This window comes from Pseudomonas mangiferae, assembly GCF_007109405.1.
Classification (GTDB): domain Bacteria; phylum Pseudomonadota; class Gammaproteobacteria; order Pseudomonadales; family Pseudomonadaceae; genus Pseudomonas_T; species Pseudomonas_T mangiferae.
The window spans coordinates 40,124-65,007 of the sequence record NZ_VJOY01000012.1; the positions used below are offsets into that span (position 1 = coordinate 40,124).

A 24,884-nucleotide genomic window follows, 5' to 3' on the forward strand; every position below is an offset into this window, starting at 1 on the left:
GTCAGGGGGCGTCGATCACGTGCAGGCTGTAGCCGGGGATCGCCTTGGCGTGGCGCTTGGCGTCCGAGGCCAGTGCCGCGAGGCGACTGGCATCCAGGTGCGCGCCGGCGTCCGCAGCCAGGTTCACCACCCCCACCGAGAGGGACAGCAGCGGGTATTCCCGGCGCTGCCCGAGCCGGTCGTGGGCGATGAAGCAACCGGCGTCCAGGTGCTCGCGGCAGTAGAAGCGTCGGCACTGGCCCTGGAAGTCCTCCAGTAGCCCGTTCAGCCGCGCCCGCCAGTCCGTCGAGCCCAGCACCAGCATGAAATCGTCGCCACCGATGTGGCCGACGAAGTCCCGCGCCGGGTCCACCCGCTGGCTCAGGCACTGGGCCAGGCACAGCAGCACTTCGTCGCCCTTGGCGTAGCCGTAGAGGTCGTTGAAGGGCTTGAAACTGTCGATGTCCACGTAGCAGATCGCCGCGGCCCGACCGTGCTGCAGCAGGCGCCCGAGGCATTGCTGGATCGGCACGTTGCCCGGCAGCAGGGTCAGCGGATTGGCGTAGCGGGCCTGCTGGATCTTAAGCTCAGTGATCAGCTTGAGCACGTCGATGACCCGTCCCAGGCCGCGGTAGCGGCCGTCCTGAACGATGATGAAGTCTTCCTCGATGCGTTGTCGGGCGCGGCTGGTGAGCAGCCGGCTGACCTGTTGCAGGGATTGCCGGCGCTCTACTGCGAGGAAGTCGCGGCTCATCAGCCGGCTGATGGGCTTGCGGGCGAACAGATCGGTGGCGAACGGCTTGAGCAGGGCTTCCGACAGGGAATGGCGGTGGACGATGCCCACCGGCTGGTCGTGCTCGTCGAGGACCGCCAGAGAATTGAGGTTCGCCTGGGCCTGGAAAGCATCCAGCACGTCGGCGATGGGAGTGTTCTGGTCCACGGCGTCCTGGGGGTTGAGCAGCGCATCCAGGTCGCGGCTGTCGTCGGCGACGAATGCGCGCGGGTTGTCCCGGGCGGGCAGCTGCACGTCCCGGGGCGGGTTGGCTTCGGGGCGCGCGATCAGGTAGCCCTGGACCAGGTCGACGCCCATTTCCGCCAGCACCTGCAGCTCTTCCTCCTGCTCGATGCCCTCGGCGATCACCTGGGCGCGTGAAGCCTTGGCGATCTGCAGGATCGAGCCGACGAACTCGCGCTTCACCGCGTCGCGGTGGATGCCGTCGATGAAGTGGCGGTCGATCTTCACGTAGTCCGGTCGCAGTTCCGACCACAGCCGCAGGCTGGAGTAGCCGGCCCCCAGATCGTCCAGGGCGATGGAAAAGCCCATGGCGCGGTAGTGGTGTAGCGCGTTCTGCAGCAGCGCCACGTCCTCGGTGGGCGCGTGCTCGGTGAGTTCGATCACCACCCGGTCCGGGGAAATGCCGAAGGCCTGCAGCACCTGCAGGGTGCGCCCCGGCTGGTGCGCCGGTTCCAGCAGGGATTCCGGCGAGACGTTGATGAACAGGCGTCCGTCCAGACCCAGCTCCTGGAAGCGGGCACAGATCCGCCGGCGGCAGGCGATCTCCAGTTCGCTCAGCCGGCCACTGTGGCGGGCGGTGGCGAACAGGGTGACCGGGGAGTGCAGCGGGCTGTTGGAAGGTCCGCGGGTCAGGGCTTCGTAGCCGAGCACGCGGCGTTCGGAGAGGCAGACGATGGGTTGGAACAGGCTGGTGAGGTCCCCGTGAGCGAGGATCTGGTCCAGGGCGCTCAACTGCTCGGTGACGGTCATGGCGGAACTCGTGATGGCCGGAAAAGAAAGAGGCCGCACAAGGCGGCCTCCTCTATTTCACGACAGCTGCGTGACAGACTGATGACGGCTCAGTGCTTGGCCATCTTGGTGTCCAGCGCCACGTAGTCCAGCAGGATCTGCCCGCTCTCGGTGAGGTAGGCGTCATCCTGGGGCTTGGTCTTTTCCTCCTCCACCGGCAGCGCGTCCTCGTCTTCCTTCTTCAGCTCCTTGAGCAGCGGCTCGCCCTTGGCCTTGCGGCGGGCGTTCTCCATGGCCAGTTGCTGGTTCTCGATTTCGGTCTGCTGGGCGCGGCGCTTGGCTTCGTTGAGGCTGACGGCGGTCTCGTGCATGAGCTTCTGCGCCAGGGCCAGGCGGTCGCGGCTGAAGACGAAGTCCGGGTTGCTCTGGGTGCGGGCGTCGTGGCGGCTCTTGAGCTGGTCGAGGAATGGCTTGAACGGGTCGTTCGCCGGCTTGATGGCGGGGCGGATGCTGTCCCAGGGCATGGCCTCGGGCAGGGCGCTCTCACCGATTTCCTTGGTGTCCACCGTGGCCGGGTACTCGATGTCGGGGATCACCCCCTGGTGCTGGGTGCTCTGCCCGGAGACCCGGTAGAACTTCGCCAGGGTCAACTTCAGTTCGCCGTGGTTGAGGGGCTGGATGGTCTGCACGGTGCCCTTGCCGAAGGTCTGCCCGCCGAGGATCAGCGCACGGTGGTAGTCCTGCATGGCACCGGCGAAGATTTCCGAGGCGGAGGCGGACAGGCGATTCACCAGCACCGCCATGGGGCCTTTGTAGTAGGCCTTGCCCTCGTCGTCGGCCAGCACGTCGACCCGACCGTCACTGTTGCGCACCAGCACCGTCGGACCCTGGTCGATGAACAGGCCGGTCAGCTCGGTGGCTTCCTGCAGCGAGCCGCCGCCGTTGTTGCGCAGGTCGATGACCACGCCGTCCACGTCCTCTTTCTGCAGCTCGCTGAGCAGGCGCTTCACGTCGCGAGTGGTGCTCTTGTACTCGGGATCGCCGGCGCGGTAGGCCTTGAAGTCCAGGTAGAAGGCCGGCACCTCGATGATGCCCAGCTTGTAGCGATGGCCCTCGTGGTCGATGTCGATCACCGATTTCTTCGCGGCCTGCTCTTCCAGCTTCACCGCTTCACGGGTGATGGAAACGATCTTGCTGGAGTCGTCGTTGGGGGCATTGCTGGCCGGGATGACCTCCAGGCGCACCCGGGAGCCCTTGGGCCCGCGGATCAGCTTGACCACCTCGTCGAGGCGCCAGCCGATCACGTCCACCATCTCGCCGTTGTCCTGGGCGACGCCGACGATCTTGTCGGAGGGGGCGATCTGCTTGCTCTTCTCGGCCGGGCCGGCGGGTACCAGACGCACCACCTTGGTGTGGTCGGCATCGCTCTGCAGGACGGCGCCGATGCCTTCCAGCGAGAGGCTCATGTTGATATCGAAGTTCTCCGCGTTGTCCGGGGAGAGGTAGTTGGTGTGGGGGTCGTAGGTCTGGGCGAAGGCGTTGATGTAGGTCTGGAAGATGTCCTCGGCGCGGGTCTGCTCGAGGCGCGCGTACTGCCGCTTGTAGCGTTTCACCAGCAGGTCCTGGATGGCCTTGGTTTCCTTGCCGGCGATCTTCAGGCGCAGCACCTCGTCCTTGACCTTCTTGCGCCAGAGTTCGTCCAGGGCGGCACTGTCCTTGGCCCAGGCGGCCTTCTCGCGGTCCAGTTCCATGTCCTCGTCGACGCCGAAGTCGATGCTGTCGACGCCCTTGTTCAGCTGGGCGAGGGCATAGTCCATGCGCTGCTTGAGGCGGTCCAGGTAGCGCTTGTAGATGGAGAAGCCCGGTTCCAGGTCGCCGTTCTTCAGGAAGTCGTCGAACTTCGTGCGCCAGCGATCGAACTCGGCGATGTCGCCGGCGGTGAAGTACATCCGCGCCGGGTCGAGCATCTTGAGGTAGCCCTCGTAGATCTTCACCGAGCGTTCGTCGTTCAGCGGCGGCTTGTTGTAGTGGTGGCGCTTGAGCAACTCCACCACGTTGAGACTGGCCACCACCTGTTCGCGGTCGGGTTGCAGCGCGTCCCAGCTGTTCTGGGGCGAGACCTTCGCCTGCAGCGGCAGGGCGCTCAGGCCGAGGATCAGGGCGAGGGTGGTGCAGGGGAGGAAGCGCTTCATGCTGATTCGACGTCGGGACCGGTGATAACGCATATTAGGCCGTCATTGGAGGCGCCGGGTTCAACCGGCACAATGCGAAAGCCCGGCATCCGCCGGGCTGGTTCGAACTCACTATGGAGGCAGCGTGAAGGCATTGCAAGGCGTCGAAGGACGCGTCGAATGGCAAGAACGACCCTCTCCGGACTGCGACGCGGGGCAGATCCGCGTGCGTGTGGCAGCCGCCGGATTGAACCGTGCCGACCTGCTGCAGCGGGCCGGTTCCTACCCACCGCCGCCCGGTGCCAGCGATACCCTGGGGCTGGAATGCGCCGGGGTGGTCAGCGAAGTCGGACCCGGTGTCGACTGGAACGTGGGCGACCGGGTGTGCTGCCTGCTGGCGGGGGGCGGCATGGCCCAGGAGGTGGTGCTGGACGCCCGCCATGCGCTGCCGGTACCGGAGGGCCTGTCCCTCGCCCAGGCGGCGGCATTGCCCGAGGTGTACGCCACCGCCTGGCTCAACCTGTTCCAGTTGGCGCGCCTGCAGCCGGGCGAGAAGGTGCTGCTGCACGCCGGCGCCAGCGGTGTGGGGTCGGCGGCGATCCAGCTGTGCAAGGCGTTCGGCAACCCGTGCTGGGTGAGCGTCGGCTCCGAGGAGCGCCTGGCGCACTGCATCGCCCTGGGCGCCCAGGGCGGCGTGCTGCGCAAGCAGAACCTGGAGAGCCTGCGGGAGCTGGGTCCGTTCGACGTGATCCTCGATCCGGTCGGCGGCCAGTACGCGGAACTCAACCTGGGCCTGCTGGCGCGAGACGGCCGCTGGGTGAACATCGGCCTGATGGGCGGCCGCGAGGCGCGCCTGGACATGGCGCAACTGCTGGGCAAGCGGGTCCAGGTGATCGGTTCGACCCTGCGCAACCGCGACGACGGCTTCAAGGCCGAGTTGCTGGCGGACCTGCGCCGGCAGGTCTGGCCGCTGTTCGCCGAAGGCCGGCTCGATCCGTTGCTGCAGCGCCGTTTCAGCCAGGACGAGGCGGCCGATGCGTTCGCCGCCCTGGAGAGCAACCAGATCGCCGGGAAGATCGCCCTGGTACTGGACCCGGACCTGGCCTGAGCGCCAACCCGTGCGTCGGACGGGCGCCACGGGCCATGATTTAGTGAAGCAATCATGGTCATGGCTATAAGCAATGAGGCTTTTGCCTCGTGGCGTCCTAAGATTGACCTCAGTTTCCGAACTGCATACATCCCAACCAAGGAGTCAGCAATGTCCGTGATCAACACGCAAATCAAGCCCTTCAAAGCGCAAGCGTTCAAAGCCGGCAAGTTCATCGAAGTGAGCGACGCCGACCTGAAAGGCAAATGGTCCGTGTTCTTCTTCTACCCGGCCGACTTCACCTTCGTCTGCCCGACCGAACTGGGTGACGTCGCCGACCACTACGAAGAGTTCCAGAAGATCGGTGTGGAGATCTTCTCCGTGTCCACCGACACCCACTTCACCCACAAGGCCTGGCACGACAGCTCCGAGACCATCGGCAAGATCCAGTACGCCATGATCGGCGACCCGACCCTGCAGATCAGCCGCAACTTCGAAGTGCTGCGTGAAGACCAGGGCCTGGCCAACCGCGGTACCTACATCGTCGACCCGGAAGGCATCATCCAGGCTTTGGAAATCACTGCCGAAGGCATCGGCCGCGACGCGTCCGACCTGCTGCGCAAGGTGAAAGCGGCCCAGTACGTCGCCAGCCACCCGGGTGAAGTCTGCCCGGCCAAGTGGAAGGAAGGCGAAGCCACCCTGGCCCCGTCCCTGGATCTGGTCGGCAAGATCTAAGCGTCACCCCCCGAAGCGGACGGCCCGGCCGTCCGCTGCGTCTCCCGAATCCCCTCGCCCGTCACGGGTGGGTGCTCCGCACCCGCCGAGGGGTTTCTTTGCCCGTCATGACAGGAATCGCACGCATGTTGGACGCCAACCTGAAGTCCCAGTTGAAGGCCTATCTGGAAAAGGTCACCCAGCCGTTCGAGATCGTCGCGTCCCTCGATGACAGCGACAAATCCGCCGAGCTCAAGGGCCTGCTGGACGATATCGTCGGCCTGACCGACAAGATCACCCTGAAGACCGATGGCGACGATGCCCGCACGCCGTCCTTCGCCTTGAACCGCCCCGGCGTCGATATCGGCCTGCGGTTCGCCGGCATCCCCATGGGCCACGAATTCACGTCTCTGGTGCTCGCGCTGCTGCAAGTCGGCGGCCACCCGTCCAAGGAAAGCGCCGAGTTGCTGGATCAGGTGCGCAACCTGGACGGCGAGTACCACTTCGAAACCTATTTCTCCCTGTCCTGCCAGAACTGCCCGGACGTGGTCCAGGCCCTCAACCTGATGGCAGTGCTGAACCCCAACGTGCGCCACGTCGCCATCGACGGCGCGCTGTTCCAGGACGAGGTCAGCGAGCGGCAGATCATGTCCGTACCGAGCGTCTACCTGAACGGCGAGCCGTTCGGCCAGGGCCGCATGGGCATCGCCGAGATCGTCGCCAAGCTGGACACCGGTGCCTCCGCCCGGGATGCCGAGAAACTCAATGCCAAGGCGCCGTTCGACGTGCTGATCATCGGTGGTGGCCCGGCTGGTGCCGCCGCGGCGATCTATGCCGCCCGCAAGGGTATCCGCACCGGCGTCGCCGCCGAGCGCTTCGGCGGTCAGGTGCTGGACACCATGGCCATCGAGAACTTCATTTCGGTGCCGGAAACCGAGGGGCCGAAACTGGCCCGGGCGCTGGAAGAGCACGTCAAGGCCTACGAGGTGGACGTGATGAACCTGCAGCGCGCCGCCAGCCTGACCCCCGCCAGCGAAGCCGGCGGGTTGCACGAGGTGGCCTTCGCCAGTGGCGCGACCCTCAAGGCGAAGACCGTGATCCTCGCCACCGGCGCCCGCTGGCGCGAGATGAACGTGCCCGGCGAGCAGGAATACCGCGGCCGCGGGGTCGCCTACTGCCCCCACTGCGACGGCCCGCTGTTCAAGGGCAAGCGGGTGGCGGTGATCGGCGGCGGCAACTCCGGCGTCGAGGCGGCCATCGACCTGGCGGGTATCGTCGCCCAGGTGACCCTGCTGGAGTTCGATAGCACGCTGCGCGCCGATGCCGTGCTGCAGAAGAAGCTCTACAGCCTGCCCAACGTGACGGTGGTCACCAGCGCGCTGACCAGCGAAGTGAAGGGCGACGGCCAGAAGGTCAGCGGCCTGGTGTACAAGGACCGCAACTCCGACGCGTTCGTCAGCCTGGAACTGGAAGGCATCTTCGTGCAGATCGGCCTGCTGCCCAACTCCGACTGGCTCAAGGGCACGGTGGAGCTGTCCCCGCGCGGCGAGATCATCGTCGATGCCCGGGGCGAGACCTCGCTGCCCGGGGTGTTCGCCGCCGGCGACGTGACCACGGTGCCGTACAAGCAGATCGTGATCGCCGTGGGCGAAGGCGCCAAGGCCTCCCTGAGCGCCTTCGACCACCTGATCCGCAGCGTCTGATCTACCCGGGGCGCGGTCCGGCCGCGTTGCCTGCCTTCACCCACGGCCCGCGCGAGCGGGCCGTGGCGTTTCCGGTATCCTGCCGGCTTTTCCTGCCAGGATGCCCGTCGTGGAACAGTCCCTCGTCGAACTCATCACCCTCATCAGCTCCGGCTGCATGAGTGAAGCGGACATCGCCCGCATCGCCGCCGAAGCGGCCCAGGCCTATGCCGACCCGGAGGCTTTCCTCGCCGCCAACCCGGACATCAACTACGACGACGATTTCCCGATTCCCCTGGGGGAATGGGTGGTGGTGGGCAGCCTGCCGGACACCGTGCTGTTCCAGGCGGACCGCTACGACGAGCTGTTCGAGCGGATCACCGGATCCTTCAGCGATGCCGTCACCTTCACCATCAAGCCGCGCCAGTTGGCCAAGGTGGAGGCCCTGCGAGCGCTGAACAGCATCCAGGTTCAGCTGAGCAGCCTCTACCCGGAGAAGGGCGGCTACGTGCTGGTGGATTTCAGCGAGCCTCTGGATGACGAATTGCAGTGCGTGCTGGTGTACACCTGCGACCTGCCACGGGTGATGGCCCTGGCGGTGGAGGTGGGGATCGCCGCTGCGCCCGCCTACGAGTCGTTGCGGGCCGCACTCGCGACCTGAACGGTCGGACCGGGTGCCGGGAACGCTAACGGCACCATGGGGGGCACCGCCCGAAGGCTCGCAGCGCCCGGTCGCCGGGCTGGTCAGGTGCTGTAGGAAACGTGCCTGCACTCGGTGAGCGTCGGTTCGGACTGCGCATCCACCGAGGGTGAATTCCGCGTCCTCGCTTGCCTTTGCCCGCCTGACCGCCGGCGACTTGTCCTGCGGAGCTAGTGCAGGTGCAGGATCAGCGCGCCGAGGATCACCGTGCCGACGCCGCTCCACTGCACGGGGTTCAGGCGCTCCTTGAACAGCAGCACGCCGAGGATCGCCGCGATGCCGCCGGACAGGGTGCTGAGCACGGTCACCACGGCGACCGAGCCCTGCAGGGCGCCTACCGAGAAGGCGGAGAACGCGCTGAGGTTCATCAGGCTTGCGGCCAGCAGGGAGCCCACGTATTTCAACGGCGGCCGGCTGAACTGGCCTGGTCGCCTGAGCAAGGCGCCGGTCAGCGACAGCAGCCCCACGGCATAGCCCACCCACAGCACCGGCACGACGCCCATCGCCGGCAGCGCGTAGCGGCCTTGCAGCCAGAAGCTGCACCCGTAGAGCAGGGCCGCGAGGATGGCGAAGCCCAGCGCCTGTCGCGGCGCATGGTTTTTCTGCGGGGGGCGGCCGAAGGTGACGGCGGTGAGGGCCACGCCCAGCAGGCAGGCGCCGAGCCCCAGCCCTTGCAGCGTGCCCAGGTGTTCGCCGGACAGCCAGGAAAGCAGCGCCGTCACCGCGCCGTAGCTGGTGACCACCGGCGCGACGATGGCCGCCTGGCCGACGGAAAAGGCCCGCGACAGGGTAAGGGCACCGGAAACGGTGAAGAGTGCGGCCAGCAGGGCGCTGCCCCAGGCGGCCCAGGGCGCCGCCAGGGCACCCTGCGCGATGTGCGGAAAGGCCACCACGACCAGGCTGACCATCAGGAAACCCAGCGCCTGGCCGAAAAACACCGTCCTCTGCACCCCCACGTTGCGGGTGTTGAAGCCAGCGAGAAAATCGGTGACGCCCCAGCACAGCGCGGCGAGCAGGCCCATCAGAACGTCCAAGGCAGCTCCTCAAGCGCCGGCAGGGGTGCCGACTATAGCGTCATGTGCAGGTCGCGCGTCGCCAGTCGTTCTCCCAGCGATTGAAGAGGCTACGCGTACCGGCTGCGGGAGCGTTTCAGCGCCAGGTGAGGATCGGCCAGCCGGCGGCCTGGGCATGGGCGCGCAAGGCAGGGTCCGGGTTGACCGCATGGGGGTGGTCGACCCGCTGCAACAGCGGTAGGTCGTTGCGCGAGTCCGAATAGAAGCTGGCGCCCCGCAGGGTCTCGCCCTGTTCCTCCAGCCAGGCGTGCAGGCGCGTCACCTTGCCATCCCGGTAGGTGAGCACGCCGCGGGTGCGACCGCTGTAGCTGCCGTGCTGCTCCTCCAGGTCGATGGCGAGCACCTCGTCGATACCCAGGCGCGCGGCGATCGCGGCCACCAGGAAATGCGCCGAGGCGGAGATCACCAGCAGGCGGTCGCCGGCCGCCCGGTGGCGTGCCAGGCAACGGCAGGCGTCGCTGTAGAACAGGGGTTCGACGACGTCCTCGACGAAGGGCTCCACCACGAAGGCCACCTCGTCCACGGTACGCCCCACCAGGGGCGCCAGGCTGAAGGCCATGTAGTCTTCCATGGCCAGCTTGCCCTCGCCGTAGAGGGCCATGAGCGCTTCGTCGCGTTGCACGAAGCTGTCCGCGTCGACCCAGCCCAGGTGCGCCATGTGGTGGCTCCAGAGGCTGGCGCAGTCGCCGTGGATCAGCGTTTCGTCGAGGTCGAAGATCGCCAGTGCCATCAGGCCACCTCGCGCACGGCGGCGGCGTCGATCACCAATCGCAGGGCCTGGCCGTCGCCATAGAGGTCGTCCGCCGAGCGGTTCAGCACGTCCACCAGCAGCTCCACGCCGCGGGCCTCGACCCGGTAGCGGATGACGTTGCCCAGCAGGCTGTGGCCGCGCACCTGGGCCTCGATCCCGGCGTCGCCGCCGATGCCGATGGATTCCGGGCGGATCGCCACCCGGCCGTTCACCGGGCGCGCCAGCAGGCGGCTGGCGCTGTCCGCGTCGAGCAGGTTGTAGTTGCCGATGAAGCCGGCGGCGAAGGCGTTCACCGGTGTGGTGTAGAGGGTCTCGGCGTCGCCGCTCTGGACGATCCGCCCGGCATCCATGAGGAAGATGCGGTCGGACAGGGTCAGTGCTTCTTCCTGGTCATGGGTGACGAAGAGGGTCGTCAGGCCCAGTTCCAGCTGGATGCGACGGATCTGCTCGCGCAGGTGCTTGCGGATGCGCGCGTCAAGGGCGGACAGCGGCTCGTCCAGCAACAGCAGGCGCGGCCGGGTCACCAGGGAACGGGCCAGCGCCACCCGCTGGCACTGGCCGCCGGATAGCTGGTGCGGGTAGCGACCCGCCAGCTCCCCCAGCTCCACCAGTTCCAGGACTTCGCGCACCCGCTGGTCGCGGTCGCCGGGGGCCACCTTCTGCATGCGCAGGCCGAAGGCCACGTTCTGCTCCACGGTCATGTTGGGGAACAGCGCGTAGCTCTGGAACACCATGCCGATGCCGCGTTTCTGCGGCGTCAGCGGAACCAGGTCCTGGCCATCCAGGAGGATGCGTCCGCCGTTCACTTCGGTCAGCCCGGCGATGCAGCGCAGCAGGGTGGACTTGCCGCAGCCGGACGGCCCCAGCAGCGTGACGAATTCGCCCTGGGCGATCTCGCAGTCGATGTCGCTGAAGATGGGGGTGGCGCCGTAGCGTTTGTGCAGGCCCTGGATGCTCAGGAAACTCATGGCTTGTCCTTGTTCAGGCGATTGGCCGCCCAGGTGAAGACCAGTACGAAGAAGAAGTAGGAGATCACCAGGGCACTGTTGAAGTGGCCGCTGCTGTTGCGCATGTTGTTCAGGTACACCTGCAGGGTCTCGTAACGGCTGCCCACCAGCAGGTTGGCGAAGACGAACTCGCCGAAGAGGAACGAGAACGACAGGAACAGCGACACCATCAGGCCCTTGCGCAGGTTTGGCAGCACCACCAGCAAGGCCGCCTGCCAGGTGCTGGCGCCCAGCAGGTGGGCCGCGTCCATCAGGTCGCGCAGGTTGATCGCCTGCAGGTTGTTGGCGATCGCCCGGTACATGAACGGCAGCGCCACGGTGAAGTAGCAGCCGATGAGAATCCACGGCGTACCCACCATGGCCAGCGGACCGGAGCCATACAGTTGCAGCAGGCCCACCGAGGACACCACCGGCGGCACCGCGAAGGGCAGCAGGATGAGGATGTTCATCAGCCCGTCCAGGCGCGGGAAGTGGTAGTGCACCACGAACATCAACGGCAGGATCAGCACCGTCGACAATGCCAGGGCGCCGAAGCAGACCACCAGGGACTGGCCGAAGGCCCGCAGGAAGCGCTCGTCGCTCCACAGCGCCAGGTACCACTTCAGGGTCAGCCCCTCCGGCAGGATGGTGGCGGACCAACTGGTGGCCAGGGAGTAGAGCAGGGTGCCGGCCAGGGGCAGCAGCAGGATCAGGAACAGCCCGTAGACCACCGCCCGGTGGTAGACCCCGGCGGGTGTGACGTCAGCGCGCGACATGGTAGCTCCTCCTCAGCAGCCACTGGTGCGCGGCGGTGATCACCAGCATCAGCCCCACCAGCACCATGGCCAGGGCGCTGGCCATGTTGGGATCGAGGAAGATGTCGCCGGCCACCATCGCCGCGATGCGGATCGGCAGCACGTTGAAGTTGCCGGTGGTCAGGGCGTAGACCGTGGCGTAGGCGCCCAAGGCGTTGGCCAGCAGGATGACGAAGGTGCCCAGCAGGGCGGGGGTCAGCACCGGCAGGCCGATGTGGCGCCAGAACTGCCAGTGGTTCGCCCCCAGCAGCGCGGCGGACTCGCGCCAGTCTTCGCGCAGCGCGTCGAAGGCCGGGTAGAGCAGCAGCACCCCCAGGGGAATCTGGAAGTAGGTGTAGAGCACGATCAGCCCGGCCTTGGAGTAGAGGTTGAAGTCCTCGATCAGGCCGCTCTGCTTGAGGATCAGGGTCAGCGCACCGTTGAACCCCAGCAGGATGATGAAGGCGAAGGCCAGGGGCACGCCGGCGAAATTGCTGGTCATGGTGGAGAACGCCATGACGAAGTCCCGCAGCCGGGAATCCACCCGGCGCAGGGAATAGCTGCCCAGCAGCGCCACGACGATGCCGATCAGGCTCGACCAGAAGGCGATCTGCAGGCTGTGCTTGATGGCCTGCAGGTAGAACGGCGAGTCGAACACCTCGCGGAAATTGCCCAGGCCCCAGCCGTCCACGGCCTCCAGGCTGTGGGTCGCCACCCACACCAGGGGGGCGATCTGGAACAGGCCGAATACCACCGCGAAGGGCAGCAGCCAGAGCAGCGCCAGCCACTTGCTGCGTGAATGCTTCATGCCAGCAACTCCCGGCAGTAGGGTTTGTCGTGGGAAACGCCGAGCAGCTGGCAGACGGTGCCGCACAGCTCGGTCTGGCGCGGGCGGGCCTCGCCGCTGAGGCTGAAGGCGTCGCCGATGACGAACAGCGGTACCTCCCGTTCCTCCGGCAGCAGCCCGTTGTGGCTGCGATCGGCGTTCATCCCGTGATCCGCGGTGACCAGCACCTGGTAGCCGGCCTCGAGCCAGCCCCGCAGGTAGTCCGCCAAGAGAATGTCGGCCTGCCGCGCGCTGTTGCGGTACTGGGGCGAGTCGAGCCCATGGCGGTGGCCGGCGTCGTCGATGTTCATCGGGTGCACCAGGAGGAAATTCGGCCGGTGCCTCAGGCGCAGGCTCTCCGCATCGGCGAACAGGTGGGAGTCCGGGTAGTGGTCGGCGTAGTAGAAGTGGCCGTGCTGGATGGGCAGCTCCGGCGCGTCGGTGTGGCGGTCGCGGGCGGCGACGAAGGGCGAGCGGTTGTACAGCTCGCTGACCCAGTGGTAGGCCGCCGCGGCGGTGCCCAGGCCGGCGGCGCGGGCGTAGTGGAACACGCTCTGCTCGCTGGACAGGCGCGACACGCCGTTGTGGACGATGCCGCTGTCCAGGGGCGGCACGCCGGTGAGGATGCATTCGTAGAGAGGCCGGGACAGCGCCGGCAGTTCGCATTGCAGGCCGTAGAGGGCGCCACGTCCGGCGGCGCAGTAAGCCTGGAGGTGGCCCAGCGCGTGCCGGGCCACCTCCAGGTTCAGGCCATCCAGTACGACCAGGATGACGTCATGTCTCATCGGCGGCGGTCACTGCATGTTGATGATGACGTGCTCCTGCCACAGGCGCGGCAGGCGTTTGGAGGTGGTTTCCCAGGCCTGGGCGTCGCGGATCGGCGTGACTTTGGCGTACTGCTCGGAAGGCAGCAGCTTGGCCTGCACGTCTTCCGGCAGGGTCAGGTGGTCGGCGCGGATCGGCCGGGCATAGCCGCGGGCCAGGTTGATCTGGCCGGCGTCGCTGAGGATGTACTCGCGGGCCAGCTTGGCGGCGTTGGGGTGCTTGGCGAACTTGTTGATCAGGGTGGAGTAGCCGGAGATCACCGAGCCGTCGCCCGGGATCAGCACGTCGAAGCGCGTCGGGTCGATCTGGTCGCGGTAGCTCAGGCCGTTGAAGTCCCAGACGATGCCCACTTCCACCTCGCCCTTCTCCAGGGTCTGGATGGTGGGGTTGGACAGGGACAGGCGACCTTGCTTGGCCAGTTCGGCGAACAGCTCCAGGCCCGGCTGGATGTTCTTCTCGTCGCCGCCATTGGCCAGGGCCGCGGCCAGCACGCCGTTCACCGCCTGGGCGGCCGAGCTGACGTCACCGATGGCCACCTTGTACTTGCCGGACTTCAGGTCCGCCCAGGTCTTCGGCGGCTCCTTCACCAGCTGCTTGTTGACGATGAAGGCGATGGAGCCGGTGTAGGCCAGCAGCCAGTGGCCGTCCTTGTCCTTGGCCCAGTCCGGTACCTGGTCCCAGGTGCTGGGCTTGTACGGCTGGGTGACGCCCTGCTGCACGGCGATGGGGCCGAAGGCGGCGCCCACGTCGCCGATGTCGGCGCTGGCGTTGTCCTTCTCGGCGGCGAACTTGGCGATTTCCTGGGCCGAGCTCATGTCGGTATCCATGTGCTTGAGGCCGTAGAGTTTCTCCAGGTCGCCCCAGGTGCCTTTCCAGTTCGCCCAGCTGTCCGGCATGCCGACGCTGTTCACCGCGCCTTCGCCGCGGGCGGCCTGTTCCAGGTTCTTGAGGTCCGTGTCAGCGGCCACCGCCTGGTTGCCCAGGAGAACGGCGCTTCCCAACAGTGAAGCCAGCAGCAGGCGTTTCATATGAAGCTCCTTAGCAGGTGGGGAATTGGTCTAGATCAGCAAGACCCAGGCCAATCTAGGGTGCTTTGATGACGGTTTCGTGGCAGGAGCGGGCGTACGGCGTGGGCATCGGTCCCGCGGCGATTAGCGTAGACCACCCGCCGGGGCTTGTCTGGGGTTGCGCCTGGCACAGCCCGTGCAGTGTCACGGCCCTGTCATCCGATCGTCATCCGCAGCATCTAGCATGCAGCCCCACCGGACCCTGGCGCGCCATTTCAGTGCTGGTCTATTCCAGAAGGGAGTGTTTCGATGCGCGACGAAGCGCCCCGCACCGTGACCGCCATCTGCCGCGCCCTGCAGCAGCAGATCGAGCACGGGCTGCTACCCCTGGGCGGCAAGCTGCCTGCCGAGCGCAAGCTCAGCGAACTCTTCGCTACCACGCGTATCACCCTGCGCGAGGCCCTGGGTCAGTTGGAAGCACAGGGCCTGATCTACCGCGAGGAGCGCCGCGGCTGGTTCGTTTCGCCGCCACGCCTGGACTACAACCCCCTGGTGCGTAGCCACTTCCACGCCATGGTGAGCGAGCAGGGCAGGGCACCGTCCACCGACGTGCTGAGCGCCCGCCTGGTGCCGGCGCCGGTGGAAATCTGCGAGCTGCTGGAGTTGCCGGCGCTGTCCGCAGTGTTCCAGATCCGCCGCGCTCGACGCGTCGACGAGCGTCTGGTGCTGTACGTCGAGCACTACCTGAACCCCGCCTACTTCCCGGGCATCCTGGACCACGACCTGACCCGTTCCCTCACCGAGCTGTACGCGTGCCAGTACGGCATCCACTATGGCCGCGTGCGCTTCGACATGCTTCCCACCGCCCTGCACCCGGACGCCGCCGCCGCCCTGCGGGTGTCCCCCGGCAGCCCCGCCCTGCGCATCGTCCGCCGCAACCGTGACCAGCATGGCCGGCTGATCGACTGCGACCTGGAATACTGGCGCCACGACGCGATCCAGGTGCGCGTAGAAGTCCCCGAGTAGGCCTGCTGGCCCTTTCTGTGGACGCGTCCACAGTGCCGGCATGTCGGATTTTTCGGCGAGCCGCGAGCTCTTATGATCGGCTTTTCACCGTCGAGCGCTGAACATGCTGGTTTTCAAACGCAACACCCGGGAAGGACAACCGGTGCCGGGGCAGATCACCCTGGTGGTGGGCAACAGCTTCGTTGTCAAGCTGGTAGGGCTAGGGCCGGACAAGAAGCATTACGTGATCAAGAGCGACAGTCCCTGCGTGGAGGTCCAGCAGAAAGCCGACGACCGCTTCCAGGAACAGGCCATCCGTTTCAAGGCCAATATGGCCTGCCAGGGCGCTCGGATCACCGTCTACGAAAAAACTTCTGGCGACCGTACTCCTCTAGAATTGAAGATCAACGTGCTGGAGCCACTGGTGCTACCTCCGGAAAATACGGATGAGGGGCTGTTGGCGCGATTGCTATTGTCTGAGGTCGTGCAGCCTAGCGCTCCCGGTTATCCGGGAGCCGAAGAGACTTTTCTCAGCATGCAACTGATGCGTCAGGTACTCGAGAATAGAATGTCTTTTCCTAAGTTTTCGATATTCAGTAACCCTTCCTCAAGGTCGATGCTGGCGATTATTACGGCAGGGGGCGGTAATGAGTTCGACGGATTTGGAGCGTATCCCCGCCTGAGCAGTGAAAAAATTGGAAGCTTTAACGTCACGTTGCGTAATGCTAACGATGGTAGTCATATGAAATTCGAAGCCTACCGCCAGCATGTAAAAAATATACTGGATGTTGCAAATGGAAGGGTCCCGAAAATACCTGGTAGGAATTATGGTTGGAGAACAGTGGGTGCTGGACCCGCTGGAGGTTCCTACGTCCCAGGTCCTATTGTAGGTGGGCAGCAATTTAACACGCTTCGGGACGACGTTTTAAAGGAGAACGGAATAAAATGAAGTGTATCTCGATTTTTTTTGTTTTTTTAGCCTTGTTTACGCAGGTAATGGCAGGCGAATTATTTTCGCCCTCTATACTTTCTGGGCCCATAGGTCATGTAAATTTATCTAAAGATCCTAATTTCGTTAATTACGAATATGATTTAATGTATTTGGTCGCTTATTCTGAAAAAAACAATCAGGCTAACAATTTCTGTTTGGTTGGATATCGTTGGGAAGATGGAAAAACGAGAGCGGTAGTGCATTGGCGAGAAGAGAATCTGCTTTTTATTTGGCCTGGCCGAGATATTGCTCCTGAGGAGTATGGGAAATATTCAAGCAGTCTGCTAACCACTAAAAGTATAGATCTCAATCACAATGTTGTTGAGCGGGAAGATCAAATGGCCATGTCTACATACTTGCGTCGTGATGTGGAAGGCACACTTGATGATTGCTCGCGCCATGGCACTCAATACGAGCTTAAACCATTCACGCCGCCGCCGGAGAACAGTGATGATGATTGGTAAGCGTTTTGTCGTCTATTAGTCATGAATGCTTTTTCGAAATCTTTAAAGGATAAATTTTCGATTATTTGGTTTTTGGCATTAATTATTGATTCGGTAGCTGCAGGTGATTATGCTGAGAACTCTATATTGGAGGGTTGGGTTGTACGTATTGAACTGAGTAACTATGTGCAATTCAAGAATTTTCAATATGACCTTATGTATCTTGTCGCCCATGCAAAAAGGAATTCACAGGCCAATAATTTTTGTTTGGTCGGGTATCGGTGGCCCAATGGGGCTGTGAGGGCTGCGGTTAATTGGAAAGAAGAAAGCTATCTATATATTTGGTCGGGACGCCGAATTGTGCCGGAAGAATATGGGGACTATGCCAGTAGTCTGATAATGTCGGACAGCATTGATTTGAAGCACAGCGTAGTTGATCGTGAAGACCAAATGGCTATGTCGACCTATCTGCGTCGCGATGTGGAGGGTACGTTAGAGGACTGTGCTAAGCATGGCGTGGAATATGAGTTGAAACCTTTCACGCCTCCGTCGCCGAAAGATATGGATGACTGGTAGTCTGGCTGTGTATTTGTTACATGCAGTGATGTTTGTCAGTTGGAAAATTTCTACCGGATAATATATTTTAGGTTGCAAAATGCACTGTCTAGCTTTAGCTGTTTTTCTGTGGTCATAAGTTTTTGGAGCTTGTTTCTGGTGAATTAGGGTTGTGCATGTATCCAAGGCTAATGCGAATATTCGCTATCACGTTGTTGTTGACTAATCCAGTATCAGCAAATGAAAGCTTTAAGAGTTCTATATTTCAGGGGCAGGTGGGGTATGAAAATTTAACGCGGCTACGGCAGTATAAAGATTTCCAGTATGACCTCATGTATCTCGTAGTCGCTCTCAAGAGAAATTCGGAGGTCAATCATTTCTGTCTCTTGGGCTATAAATGGCCGAGCGACAAGATGAAAGCGATGGTGTATTGGACGGAAGGTAGTCGGATTTTCCTATGGTCGGGAAGGGATACCGTCCCCGAAGACTATAGCGACTATGCGAATAGCCTCATCTCGTCTCCCAGCATCGACCTGAAGAAAGATGTCGTAGAGCGGCAGGATCCGATGGCCATGTCTACCTACCTGCGCCGCGACGTGGAAGGCACGCTGGAAGACTGCGCCCGTCACGGTATCCAGTACGAGCTGAAGCCATTCACGCCTCCCGTGAAAAGCGAGGATGACAGGTAAGACCTCCCGCGGCACCCCCAGAGGAGAACGACGAGGCGATCGTCCGGTAGCGCCTCCGCCTTCTGGCTGTTGGCGGCTAGAATCGCTGGATCTTTCCAGGAAGCATTCCCATGGCATTCAAGGCGATTCAGGTGCAGCCCGGTGGGGGCTACGACAAGGTCGTGGTCGGGTCCTGCGAGGCGGCGCCGCCGGCGGCGGGCGAGATCAGTGTGCGGGTGCGCGCCAGTTCGCTCAATTACCATGATTTTGCGGTGGTCAGTGGCCTCTGGGGACCCAGCGAGACGCGCATCCCCCTGGCGGATGGCGCGGGTGAAGTGGTGGCGGTAGGCGACGGCGTGAGCGAGTTCGCCGTGGGCGATGCGGTGGTGAGCACCTTTTTCCCCGACTGGCTCGATGGCCAGCCCCACGTGGAAGGCTTCTCCCGGGTGCCGGGGGATGGCCTTGATGGCTACGCCCGCGAGCAACTGACCGCGCCTGCCACCTGGTTCACCCGTGCGCCCCGTGGCTGGAGCTTCGCCGAGGCGGCGACGCTGCCCACCGCCGGCCTCACCGCGTGGCGTGCGCTGATGGTGGATGGCGGTCTCATGCCGGGCGAGACGGTGCTGGTCCAGGGCACCGGCGGCGTATCCATCTTCGCCCTGCAGTTCGCCAAGCTGGCGGGTGCCACGGTCATCGCCACCTCGTCCAGCGACGAGAAGCTGGAGCGCCTGAAGCGCCTGGGTGCCGATGCGCTGATCAACTACCGCAGCACGCCGGCCTGGGGCGAGCGGGTGCGCGAGCTGACCGATGGGCGCGGCGTCGATCATGTGGTGGAGGTAGGCGGCCCGGGGACCTTGGAGCAGTCGATGACCGCTGCCCGGATCGGCGGGCATCTGGCCCTGATCGGCATTCTCACTGGCATCTCCGGCGAGCTGAACCTTGTCCCCGCGCTGTTCAAGCAGCTGCGCCTGCAGAGCGTGCTGGTGGGCAGCCGCGCCCAGCAGCAGGCCATGGTCCGGGCCATCGACGCCAACGGCCTGCGGCCGGTGATCGATCGCCACTTCCCCCTGGACGCCCTGGTGGACGCGTTCCGCTACCAGGAAAGTAACCGTCACGTCGGCAAGATCTGCGTGGATCTCTGAGGCGCAGCGGGCGCGCAGAGCCGGCTCGTCGCGGGGGCGCAACTCCCTCCGGTGGCTGCCCTCCAAGCCTGGGTACCCTAATGGAGGATGACTCATGCGCCAGACGCTCGTTTCCGCCCTGCTGATCGGTGTTCTCAGTCTGCCGGCGTTCGCCCAGTCCCCGGTCGGCACGCCGGAAAACGGCAAGGGCTCGCCCAGCAGCACCGGCAGCGCCGCCCAGCAGGACATGAAGACCCACACCGATGCCAAGGACAACGTTGTAACCGAGGACGGCCGCAAGGTGAACCCCGGCACTACCGCTGAGCCCGGCGCCAAGCCGGATGGCGAGGCCCAGCCGGATCATTCCTCGCGCACCTCCGGCAGCGGCGGTGCCCACGACCACTCCACCGATCCCGGCAGCCTGGAATAGGCCGCTGGCATTACCCCCGGGCATCCGGCATTTGCCGGCCGGGTGCGCGGCCATGTCGGCCGCCTTCCATCAACGGTCCGCGTGCCGCCGATGCCCCGCCGTGGTAATAAGCGGCATCGTCGAGCAGGAGCCGTTCAATGGGCAGGATTCGAGTGGGTGTGGTGTTCGGTGGGCGTTCGGTAGAGCACGAGGTGTCGCTGCAATCGGCGAAGAATATCGTTGACGCCCTGGACCCGGCACGGTTCGAGCCGGTGCTGATCGGCATCGACAAGGACGGGCGCTGGCACCTCAACGAGGCCGCCCGCTATCTCATCGCCGCGGACGATCCCGCACGCATTGCACTGGAACGTTCTGGTCGCGACGTGGCGTTCGTTCCCGGGAGTCAGGGCGGATCGCTGAAGGAGGCAAGCGGCCTGGGGGCGCTGGGGATAGACGTCGTGTTCCCCATTGTTCACGGCACCCTGGGTGAGGACGGCTGCCTGCAGGGCCTGCTGCGCATGGCCGACCTGCCGTTCGTAGGGTCTGACGTGCTGGGCTCGGCGGTCTGCATGGACAAGGACGTGGCCAAGCGCCTGCTACGGGACGCTGGCCTCGCCATCACGCCTTTCGTCAGCCTGACACGTCGCAATCTGGCGCAGCTGCCTTTTGCCGAGGCGGTGCGTCGCCTGGGCACGCCGCTGTTCATCAAGCCGGCCAACCTGGGCTCATCGGTGGGGGTCAGCAAGGCCGCCACGGAGGCCGAGTACGATGCGGCGCTGCGCCTGGCGCTGGACTACGACGAGAAGGTGCTGGTGGAGGCGGCGGTACAGGGCCGCGAGATCGAGTGCGCGGTGCTGGGCAACGACGAGCCCATCGCCAGCGGGTGCGGCGAGATCGTCGTGGGCCAAGGCTTCTATTCCTACGACAGCAAGTACATCGACGACGAGGCCGCGCGGGTGGTGGTGCCGGCGGACATCGACGCCGTCACGAGCGAGCGCATCCGCGCCCTGGCCGTGGAGGCGTTCCAGGTACTGGGCTGCTCCGGCCTGGCCCGGGTCGACGTGTTCCTCACCGAGCGTGGCGAGGTGCTGATCAACGAGCTGAACTCGCTGCCCGGTTTCACCCGCATCAGCATGTACCCCAAGCTCTGGCAGGCCGCGGGCATGAGCTACCAGGCGCTGGTGAGCCGGCTGATCGACCTGGCCTTGGAACGGCATGCCACCCGCCGGCGGCTCAGGCACAACCGTTAGGCGAAGCCGCGGAGGCGGCGGCCGGCATGAAACCGGCCGCCTCCCACCTCAGGGCAGGTCGCGGCTGGCGTAGAAGGCGCTCAGCACCTTCACCAGATGGGCCAGGTCATGGCTGCCGGCCAGTTCGCGGATGGAGTGCATGGCGAAGGTGGGCAGGCCGATGTCCACGGTGCGCACCCCCAACTGGCTGGAGGTGATGGGGCCGATGGTGGAGCCGCAGCCCATGTCGCTGCGGGTCACGAAGCTCTGCACCGGTACTTCGTTCTCCAGGCACAAATGGCGGAAGAACCCGGCGGTCTCGCTGTTGGTGGCGTAGCGCTGGTTGCCGTTGACCTTGATCACCGGGCCGGCATTGAGCTTGGGCCCGTGGTTGGCGTCGTGCTTTTCCGCATAGTTGGGATGGACGCCGTGGGCATTGTCGGCGGAGATCAGCAGCGAGCGCTGCACCGTGCGGGCGAAGGCATCGCCCTCCGGCAACAGCCGGCGCAGCACCTGTTCGAGGAACGGGCCGTCGGCGCCGCAGGCCGAGCAGGACCCCACTTCCTCGTGGTCGGTGCAGACCAGCACGCAGCTCTCCTCGCCGTCGGCATCCAGCAGCGCCTGCAGGCCCGCGTAGCAGGACAGCAGGTTGTCCAGGCGCGCGCCGGCGATGAAATCCTGCTCGAGGCCGATGACGGCTGCTGCCTGGGTGTCGTAGAAACTCAGTTCGTAGTCCAGCACCGCGTCGGCGCTGATGCCGTGCTCGCGGCCCAGTTGCTCTGCCAGCAGCTCGCGGAAATCCCGGCGTTCGCCGCTGGCCAGTTGCGCGAGGATCGGCGGCAGTTCGTTCTGGGCGTTGATCGCCCAGCCCAGGTTGGCTTCGCGGTTGAGGTGGATCGCCAGGTTCGGGATCACCGCCAGGGGCGCCTGGAAGTCGACCAGCTGGCTTTCCACCTTGCCCGCCGCACGGTAAGTGACGCGCCCGGCCAGGGACAGGTCGCGGTCGAACCACGGGGCGAGCAGGGCGCCGCCGTAGACTTCCACCCCCAACTGCCAGAACCCCTGCTTGTACAGTTCCGGGTTCGGCTTCACCCGCAGGCACGGGCTGTCGGTGTGGGCGCCCACCAGGCGGATGCCGCCGTCCAGGGCCGGGCGGCGCCCCTGGCGGATGGCGATCAGCGAGGAATCGTTACGGGTCACGTAGTACAGCCCGCCCGGTTCGATGCGCCAGGCGTCGCGCTCGTCGAGGCGCTGGTAGCCGGCGGCTTCCAGGCGCTGGGCGAGGCTGAGGGTGGCGTGGAACGGAGTGGGCGAGGCTTTCAGGAAATCGATCAGGCCCTGGTTCAGGTCTTCGCGCATACGGGGCTCCAGAGGGTGATCGGCGAAGTCTATCGCATCTGCGTCGGAGCGCTCGGCGGGGGCCGTTCAGAACGGCGCCGGGCTCTCGAAGCGCAGGCGTTCGCCGCTTTGAGGGTGGGTCAGGCCGAGCTGGCTGGCGTGCAGGCAGAGGCGATCCCGCAGGGTCAGGGCGTCGCCTTCGGCATACAGGCGATCGCCCAGCAGCGGGTGACCGATGGACAGCATGTGCACCCGCAACTGGTGCGAGCGGCCGGTAATGGGGGTCAGCTCGACGCGGCTGTAGGCGCCGCAGCGCTCCAGCACGCGCCAGAAGGTCAGGGCGTGGCGGCCGTCGACGTGGTCCACCACGTGGCGCGGCTTGGTGGGCGGGTCGTAGCGCAGCGGCAGCTCGATGCGCCCGCTGTCGGCCTCGGGCTCGCCCCAGCAGAGGGCGGTGTAGGCCTTCTCGGTCTCTCGGTCATGGAACTGGCGAGACAGTTCCCGGTGGCTGTCGGCGTCCCGGGCCAGCACGATCAGGCCGGAGGTTTCCCAGTCCAGGCGGTGGACGATGCGCGCGTCCGGGTAGCCGTTCTCCTGCAGGCGGGTCACCAGGCAGTCGCGGTTGTCCTCGGCGCGGCCGGGGACCGACAACAGCAGGGTGGGTTTGTCGACGACCAGCACGGCGGCGTCGCAATGGACGATTGTGATCTGCGAAAGCGGCATGGAGAGGGGCCCGGAAACGCCGGCGGCGGCCGAAGCCGCCGCCGTGGACACCCGCGGAATCAGCGTTCCGGCAGGGTGATGTTGAGTTCGAGGATCGAACAGTCGCCCTGGTTCTCCAGCGCGACCTGGACCTGGTCCTGATCGATGTTGACGTACTTGCGGATCACTTCCATCAGTTCCTGTTGCAGGGCAGGGAGGTAGTCCGGCTGGCTGCGCTGACCCCGTTCGTGGGCGACGATGATCTGCAGGCGTTCCTTGGCGATCGAGGCGCTGCTCTGCTTCTTGCGCTCGCGAAAGAAGTCGAAGATGTTCATTCTCGACCTCCGAACAGCCGTTGCAGGAAGCCTTTCTTCTGGACGTCCAGGAAGCGGTGGGGCATTTCCTTGCCCAGCAGGCGGTCGACGGCGTCGCTGTAGGCCTGGCCGGCGTCGCTCTGGTCGTCGAGGATCACCGGTACGCCCTGGTTGGATGCCTTGAGCACCGCCTGGGACTCGGGGATCACCCCCAGCAGGTTGATGGCGAGGATTTCCTCGACGTCCTCCACGCCCAGCATCTCGCCCTTGGTCACCCGCTCCGGGTTGTAGCGGGTCAGCAGCAGGCGTTCCTTGATTGGCTCCAGGCCCTGCTCTGCGCGTCGCGACTTGCTGGCCAGCAGGCCCAGCATGCGGTCGGAGTCGCGGACCGAGGAGACTTCCGGGTTGGTCACGACGATGGCTTCGTCGGCGAAGTACATGGCCAGGTGAGCGCCTTTCTCGATGCCGGCGGGAGAGTCGCAGACTACGTATTCGAAGGTCTTGGCCAGCTCGTCGATCACCTTGCCGACGCCTTCCTGGGTCAGGGCGTCCTTGTCGCGGGTCTGGCTGGCGGCCAGCACGTAGAGGTTCTCCAGGCGCTTGTCCTTGATCAGGGCCTGGGTGAGGGTCGCTTCGCCGTTGATGACGTTGACGAAGTCGTACACCACGCGGCGCTCGCAGCCCATGATCAGGTCCAGGTTGCGCAGGCCGACGTCGAAGTCGACGATGACGGTCTTGTGCCCGCGCAGGGCGAGACCGGTGCCGATGGCGGCGCTGGATGTGGTTTTGCCGACGCCGCCCTTACCGGACGTGACAACGAGAATCTTGGCCAAGGTGATCCACCCTAAAAATGAAAAAGAAATCAGAACGTGCGGCCGCGTCGCGGGCCCGGATGAAAAAAGGTGAACCAGGACCCGTTCGAACGATTGAAAACCGCGGCAGTATCCGTTAAAGGCGGGTGATGTTCAACACATCGCCCGACAGGTTGATCTGCACCGCCTGGCCCCACAGAGGGTCGCGCCGCAGGTCGTCGGCGACCTTGTACTGACCGGCCACAGAGACCAGTTCGGCCGCCAGCTGCTGACAGAAAATGCGGGCCGCCGGGTTGCCCTTGACCCCGGCCAGCGCCCGGCCGCGCAGCGGGGCGTACACGTGGATGTTGCCGTCGGCGAGAAGTTCCGCGCCCGGGCTCACGGGGGCCAGTACCAAGAGGTCGCCGCCCGGGGCATAGACCTGCTGGCCGCCGCGCACCGGGGTGGTGATCACCCGGGTGGGGCGGACGTCCGGCTGCGCCGGCTTCTCGGGCTCGCGTTTGCGTTCGCCGCCCGGCTCGATCGGCCGCTCCCGGGCGCCCGAGGGCGGCAGCACCGGCAGGTCCAGGGCATCGGCGGCGGCCACCAGCTCGGCGCGGCTGGCGCGGATCGCCAGGGTCCGCAGGCCATGGCGGCGACAGACCGCCATCAGCGCCGCCAGGTCCAGGGTCGTCTGGCTTTCCGGCAGCTTGTCCAGGGCCAGTACCAGCGGCGTGTTCTGGAAGAAGGCGGGCGCCTGGGCGACCTTGTCGGTGAGTTGCCGGTCCAGGCGCTCCAGGTCGTCGTGTACCAGCTCCATGATGGTGATGGCGAGCATGCTGCCCTTGAGCTGGAACACGGGGTCTTGGTCGAGGAGATCGGCTTGGCTCATGGTAGGCCCACAACATGGAATGGCGAGGACTTATAACGGGAAATGCCGACGCTGGCTACTGCTGGCGGGGCGCCTTCCGTGCCCGCC

Annotated in this window: 26 protein-coding genes; 12 read left to right on the forward strand and 14 right to left on the reverse strand. The window is 65.0% G+C overall.

The annotated features are described in order from the left end of the window. Position 1: 1 nt before the first annotated feature. A complete protein-coding gene (locus tag FM069_RS16165; protein ID WP_143489403.1) occupies positions 2 to 1,744 on the reverse strand; it encodes a bifunctional diguanylate cyclase/phosphodiesterase in 1,743 nt (580 codons plus the stop codon). Between the two features lie 89 nt (positions 1,745 to 1,833). Continuing rightward, positions 1,834 to 3,915 (reverse strand): carboxy terminal-processing peptidase, encoded by a 2,082-nt coding sequence (locus FM069_RS16170; RefSeq protein ID WP_143489404.1) that lies wholly within the window; start codon positions 3,913 to 3,915, stop codon positions 1,834 to 1,836. 124 nt (positions 3,916 to 4,039) lie between these two features. Here FM069_RS16170 and FM069_RS16175 point away from each other — a divergent pair, with 124 nt between their 5' ends. From FM069_RS16175 to FM069_RS16190, 4 genes are all read left to right on the forward strand, one after another. Then, complete coding sequence (locus FM069_RS16175) at positions 4,040 to 5,002, forward strand: NAD(P)H-quinone oxidoreductase (RefSeq protein WP_143489405.1); 963 nt, start codon at positions 4,040 to 4,042, stop codon at positions 5,000 to 5,002. A gap of 150 nt (positions 5,003 to 5,152) precedes the next feature. Further along, positions 5,153 to 5,716: an alkyl hydroperoxide reductase subunit C gene (ahpC, locus tag FM069_RS16180; protein ID WP_143489406.1), complete on the forward strand. Its 564-nt coding sequence runs from the start codon at positions 5,153 to 5,155 to the stop codon at positions 5,714 to 5,716. A gap of 125 nt (positions 5,717 to 5,841) precedes the next feature. Beyond that, the gene (gene ahpF, locus FM069_RS16185; RefSeq protein ID WP_143489407.1) at positions 5,842 to 7,398 is read left to right on the forward strand and encodes an alkyl hydroperoxide reductase subunit F; all 1,557 of its coding nucleotides are present in this window, start codon (positions 5,842 to 5,844) and stop codon (positions 7,396 to 7,398) included. Positions 7,399 to 7,498: 100 nt separating this feature from the next. After that, positions 7,499 to 8,038 (forward strand): hypothetical protein, encoded by a 540-nt coding sequence (locus FM069_RS16190; protein ID WP_407681594.1) that lies wholly within the window; start codon positions 7,499 to 7,501, stop codon positions 8,036 to 8,038. 209 nt (positions 8,039 to 8,247) lie between these two features. Here the strand turns inward: FM069_RS16190 and FM069_RS16195 are convergent, their stop codons facing one another. The 7 genes from FM069_RS16195 to FM069_RS16225 all read right to left on the reverse strand — a co-directional run bounded on the left by FM069_RS16195 (position 8,248) and on the right by FM069_RS16225 (position 14,360). Next, a complete protein-coding gene (locus FM069_RS16195) occupies positions 8,248 to 9,111 on the reverse strand; it encodes a DMT family transporter (RefSeq protein WP_233282065.1) in 864 nt (287 codons plus the stop codon). A 115-nt stretch (positions 9,112 to 9,226) separates the two neighbouring features. Further along, a complete protein-coding gene (locus FM069_RS16200) occupies positions 9,227 to 9,880 on the reverse strand; it encodes an HAD family hydrolase (RefSeq protein WP_143489409.1) in 654 nt (217 codons plus the stop codon). After that, on the reverse strand, positions 9,880 to 10,869 hold the full coding sequence (locus FM069_RS16205; RefSeq protein WP_143489410.1) for an ABC transporter ATP-binding protein: 990 nt from the start codon (positions 10,867 to 10,869) through the stop codon (positions 9,880 to 9,882). The genes FM069_RS16200 and FM069_RS16205 overlap by 1 nt, the downstream gene beginning before the upstream one ends. Continuing rightward, entirely contained in the window at positions 10,866 to 11,663 is a 798-nt protein-coding gene (locus tag FM069_RS16210) for an ABC transporter permease (RefSeq protein WP_143489411.1), read from the reverse strand. The genes FM069_RS16205 and FM069_RS16210 overlap by 4 nt, the downstream gene beginning before the upstream one ends. Then, a complete protein-coding gene (locus FM069_RS16215) occupies positions 11,650 to 12,489 on the reverse strand; it encodes an ABC transporter permease (RefSeq protein ID WP_143489412.1) in 840 nt (279 codons plus the stop codon). The genes FM069_RS16210 and FM069_RS16215 overlap by 14 nt, the downstream gene beginning before the upstream one ends. Beyond that, on the reverse strand, positions 12,486 to 13,292 hold the full coding sequence (locus FM069_RS16220) for an alkaline phosphatase family protein (protein ID WP_143489413.1): 807 nt from the start codon (positions 13,290 to 13,292) through the stop codon (positions 12,486 to 12,488). Before FM069_RS16220 ends, FM069_RS16215 begins: the two co-directional genes overlap by 4 nt. Positions 13,293 to 13,301: 9 nt before the next feature. After that, on the reverse strand, positions 13,302 to 14,360 hold the full coding sequence (locus tag FM069_RS16225) for an ABC transporter substrate-binding protein (RefSeq protein ID WP_143489414.1): 1,059 nt from the start codon (positions 14,358 to 14,360) through the stop codon (positions 13,302 to 13,304). A gap of 288 nt (positions 14,361 to 14,648) precedes the next feature. On the opposite strand from FM069_RS16225, the gene FM069_RS16230 reads away from it, so the two are divergent. The 8 genes from FM069_RS16230 to ddlA all read left to right on the forward strand — a co-directional run bounded on the left by FM069_RS16230 (position 14,649) and on the right by ddlA (position 20,781). Beyond that, the gene (locus tag FM069_RS16230) at positions 14,649 to 15,365 is read left to right on the forward strand and encodes a UTRA domain-containing protein (RefSeq protein WP_143489415.1); all 717 of its coding nucleotides are present in this window, start codon (positions 14,649 to 14,651) and stop codon (positions 15,363 to 15,365) included. Between the two features lie 103 nt (positions 15,366 to 15,468). Beyond that, entirely contained in the window at positions 15,469 to 16,293 is an 825-nt protein-coding gene (locus tag FM069_RS16235; RefSeq protein WP_143489416.1) for a hypothetical protein, read from the forward strand. After that, positions 16,290 to 16,799 carry a hypothetical protein gene (locus FM069_RS16240; protein ID WP_143489417.1) on the forward strand — a complete coding sequence of 170 codons (510 nt, stop codon included), beginning with the start codon at positions 16,290 to 16,292 and terminating at the stop codon, positions 16,797 to 16,799. Before FM069_RS16235 ends, FM069_RS16240 begins: the two co-directional genes overlap by 4 nt. Before the next feature lie 21 nt (positions 16,800 to 16,820). Next, positions 16,821 to 17,354: a hypothetical protein gene (locus tag FM069_RS16245; protein ID WP_143489418.1), complete on the forward strand. Its 534-nt coding sequence runs from the start codon at positions 16,821 to 16,823 to the stop codon at positions 17,352 to 17,354. A gap of 311 nt (positions 17,355 to 17,665) precedes the next feature. Further along, positions 17,666 to 18,022, forward strand: a complete 357-nt coding sequence (locus FM069_RS16250; RefSeq protein ID WP_143489419.1) for a hypothetical protein — start codon at positions 17,666 to 17,668, stop codon at positions 18,020 to 18,022. A 110-nt stretch (positions 18,023 to 18,132) separates the two neighbouring features. Further along, positions 18,133 to 19,143 (forward strand): zinc-dependent alcohol dehydrogenase family protein, encoded by a 1,011-nt coding sequence (locus FM069_RS16255; protein WP_143489420.1) that lies wholly within the window; start codon positions 18,133 to 18,135, stop codon positions 19,141 to 19,143. Between the two features lie 94 nt (positions 19,144 to 19,237). Beyond that, a complete protein-coding gene (locus FM069_RS16260; protein WP_143489421.1) occupies positions 19,238 to 19,552 on the forward strand; it encodes a hypothetical protein in 315 nt (104 codons plus the stop codon). A 137-nt stretch (positions 19,553 to 19,689) separates the two neighbouring features. Beyond that, a complete protein-coding gene (gene ddlA / locus FM069_RS16265; protein ID WP_143489422.1) occupies positions 19,690 to 20,781 on the forward strand; it encodes a D-alanine--D-alanine ligase in 1,092 nt (363 codons plus the stop codon). Between the two features lie 48 nt (positions 20,782 to 20,829). Here ddlA and FM069_RS16270 read toward each other — a convergent pair whose 3' ends face one another. The 5 genes from FM069_RS16270 to minC all read right to left on the reverse strand — a co-directional run bounded on the left by FM069_RS16270 (position 20,830) and on the right by minC (position 24,797). Next, positions 20,830 to 22,119: a M18 family aminopeptidase gene (locus tag FM069_RS16270; RefSeq protein ID WP_143489423.1), complete on the reverse strand. Its 1,290-nt coding sequence runs from the start codon at positions 22,117 to 22,119 to the stop codon at positions 20,830 to 20,832. Positions 22,120 to 22,185: 66 nt separating this feature from the next. Further along, the gene (locus FM069_RS16275; RefSeq protein ID WP_143489424.1) at positions 22,186 to 22,821 is read right to left on the reverse strand and encodes an RluA family pseudouridine synthase; all 636 of its coding nucleotides are present in this window, start codon (positions 22,819 to 22,821) and stop codon (positions 22,186 to 22,188) included. Between the two features lie 59 nt (positions 22,822 to 22,880). Continuing rightward, positions 22,881 to 23,135 (reverse strand): cell division topological specificity factor MinE, encoded by a 255-nt coding sequence (gene minE / locus FM069_RS16280; RefSeq protein WP_143489425.1) that lies wholly within the window; start codon positions 23,133 to 23,135, stop codon positions 22,881 to 22,883. Continuing rightward, complete coding sequence (gene minD, locus FM069_RS16285; protein WP_143489426.1) at positions 23,132 to 23,947, reverse strand: septum site-determining protein MinD; 816 nt, start codon at positions 23,945 to 23,947, stop codon at positions 23,132 to 23,134. Before minD ends, minE begins: the two co-directional genes overlap by 4 nt. A 115-nt stretch (positions 23,948 to 24,062) precedes the next feature. Beyond that, positions 24,063 to 24,797: a septum site-determining protein MinC gene (minC, locus tag FM069_RS16290; RefSeq protein ID WP_143489427.1), complete on the reverse strand. Its 735-nt coding sequence runs from the start codon at positions 24,795 to 24,797 to the stop codon at positions 24,063 to 24,065. Positions 24,798 to 24,884: the final 87 nt, after the last annotated feature.

Coding starts and splice junctions, on each gene's coding strand:
- FM069_RS16165 (WP_143489403.1), bottom strand. CDS start 1,744: ATGACCGTCACCGAGCAGTTGAGCGCCCTGGACCAGATCCTCGCTCAC.
- FM069_RS16170 (WP_143489404.1), bottom strand. CDS start 3,915: ATGAAGCGCTTCCTCCCCTGCACCACCCTCGCCCTGATCCTCGGCCTG.
- ahpC (WP_143489406.1), top strand. CDS start 5,153: ATGTCCGTGATCAACACGCAAATCAAGCCCTTCAAAGCGCAAGCGTTC.
- ahpF (WP_143489407.1), top strand. CDS start 5,842: ATGTTGGACGCCAACCTGAAGTCCCAGTTGAAGGCCTATCTGGAAAAG.
- FM069_RS16190 (WP_407681594.1), top strand. CDS start 7,499: ATGCCCGTCGTGGAACAGTCCCTCGTCGAACTCATCACCCTCATCAGC.
- FM069_RS16200 (WP_143489409.1), bottom strand. CDS start 9,880: ATGGCACTGGCGATCTTCGACCTCGACGAAACGCTGATCCACGGCGAC.
- FM069_RS16205 (WP_143489410.1), bottom strand. CDS start 10,869: ATGAGTTTCCTGAGCATCCAGGGCCTGCACAAACGCTACGGCGCCACC.
- FM069_RS16210 (WP_143489411.1), bottom strand. CDS start 11,663: ATGTCGCGCGCTGACGTCACACCCGCCGGGGTCTACCACCGGGCGGTG.
- FM069_RS16215 (WP_143489412.1), bottom strand. CDS start 12,489: ATGAAGCATTCACGCAGCAAGTGGCTGGCGCTGCTCTGGCTGCTGCCC.
- FM069_RS16220 (WP_143489413.1), bottom strand. CDS start 13,292: ATGAGACATGACGTCATCCTGGTCGTACTGGATGGCCTGAACCTGGAG.
- FM069_RS16225 (WP_143489414.1), bottom strand. CDS start 14,360: ATGAAACGCCTGCTGCTGGCTTCACTGTTGGGAAGCGCCGTTCTCCTG.
- FM069_RS16230 (WP_143489415.1), top strand. CDS start 14,649: ATGCGCGACGAAGCGCCCCGCACCGTGACCGCCATCTGCCGCGCCCTG.
- FM069_RS16235 (WP_143489416.1), top strand. CDS start 15,469: ATGCTGGTTTTCAAACGCAACACCCGGGAAGGACAACCGGTGCCGGGG.
- FM069_RS16240 (WP_143489417.1), top strand. CDS start 16,290: ATGAAGTGTATCTCGATTTTTTTTGTTTTTTTAGCCTTGTTTACGCAG.
- FM069_RS16245 (WP_143489418.1), top strand. CDS start 16,821: ATGAATGCTTTTTCGAAATCTTTAAAGGATAAATTTTCGATTATTTGG.
- FM069_RS16250 (WP_143489419.1), top strand. CDS start 17,666: ATGTATCTCGTAGTCGCTCTCAAGAGAAATTCGGAGGTCAATCATTTC.
- FM069_RS16255 (WP_143489420.1), top strand. CDS start 18,133: ATGGCATTCAAGGCGATTCAGGTGCAGCCCGGTGGGGGCTACGACAAG.
- FM069_RS16260 (WP_143489421.1), top strand. CDS start 19,238: ATGCGCCAGACGCTCGTTTCCGCCCTGCTGATCGGTGTTCTCAGTCTG.
- ddlA (WP_143489422.1), top strand. CDS start 19,690: ATGGGCAGGATTCGAGTGGGTGTGGTGTTCGGTGGGCGTTCGGTAGAG.
- FM069_RS16270 (WP_143489423.1), bottom strand. CDS start 22,119: ATGCGCGAAGACCTGAACCAGGGCCTGATCGATTTCCTGAAAGCCTCG.
- FM069_RS16275 (WP_143489424.1), bottom strand. CDS start 22,821: ATGCCGCTTTCGCAGATCACAATCGTCCATTGCGACGCCGCCGTGCTG.
- minE (WP_143489425.1), bottom strand. CDS start 23,135: ATGAACATCTTCGACTTCTTTCGCGAGCGCAAGAAGCAGAGCAGCGCC.
- minC (WP_143489427.1), bottom strand. CDS start 24,797: ATGAGCCAAGCCGATCTCCTCGACCAAGACCCCGTGTTCCAGCTCAAG.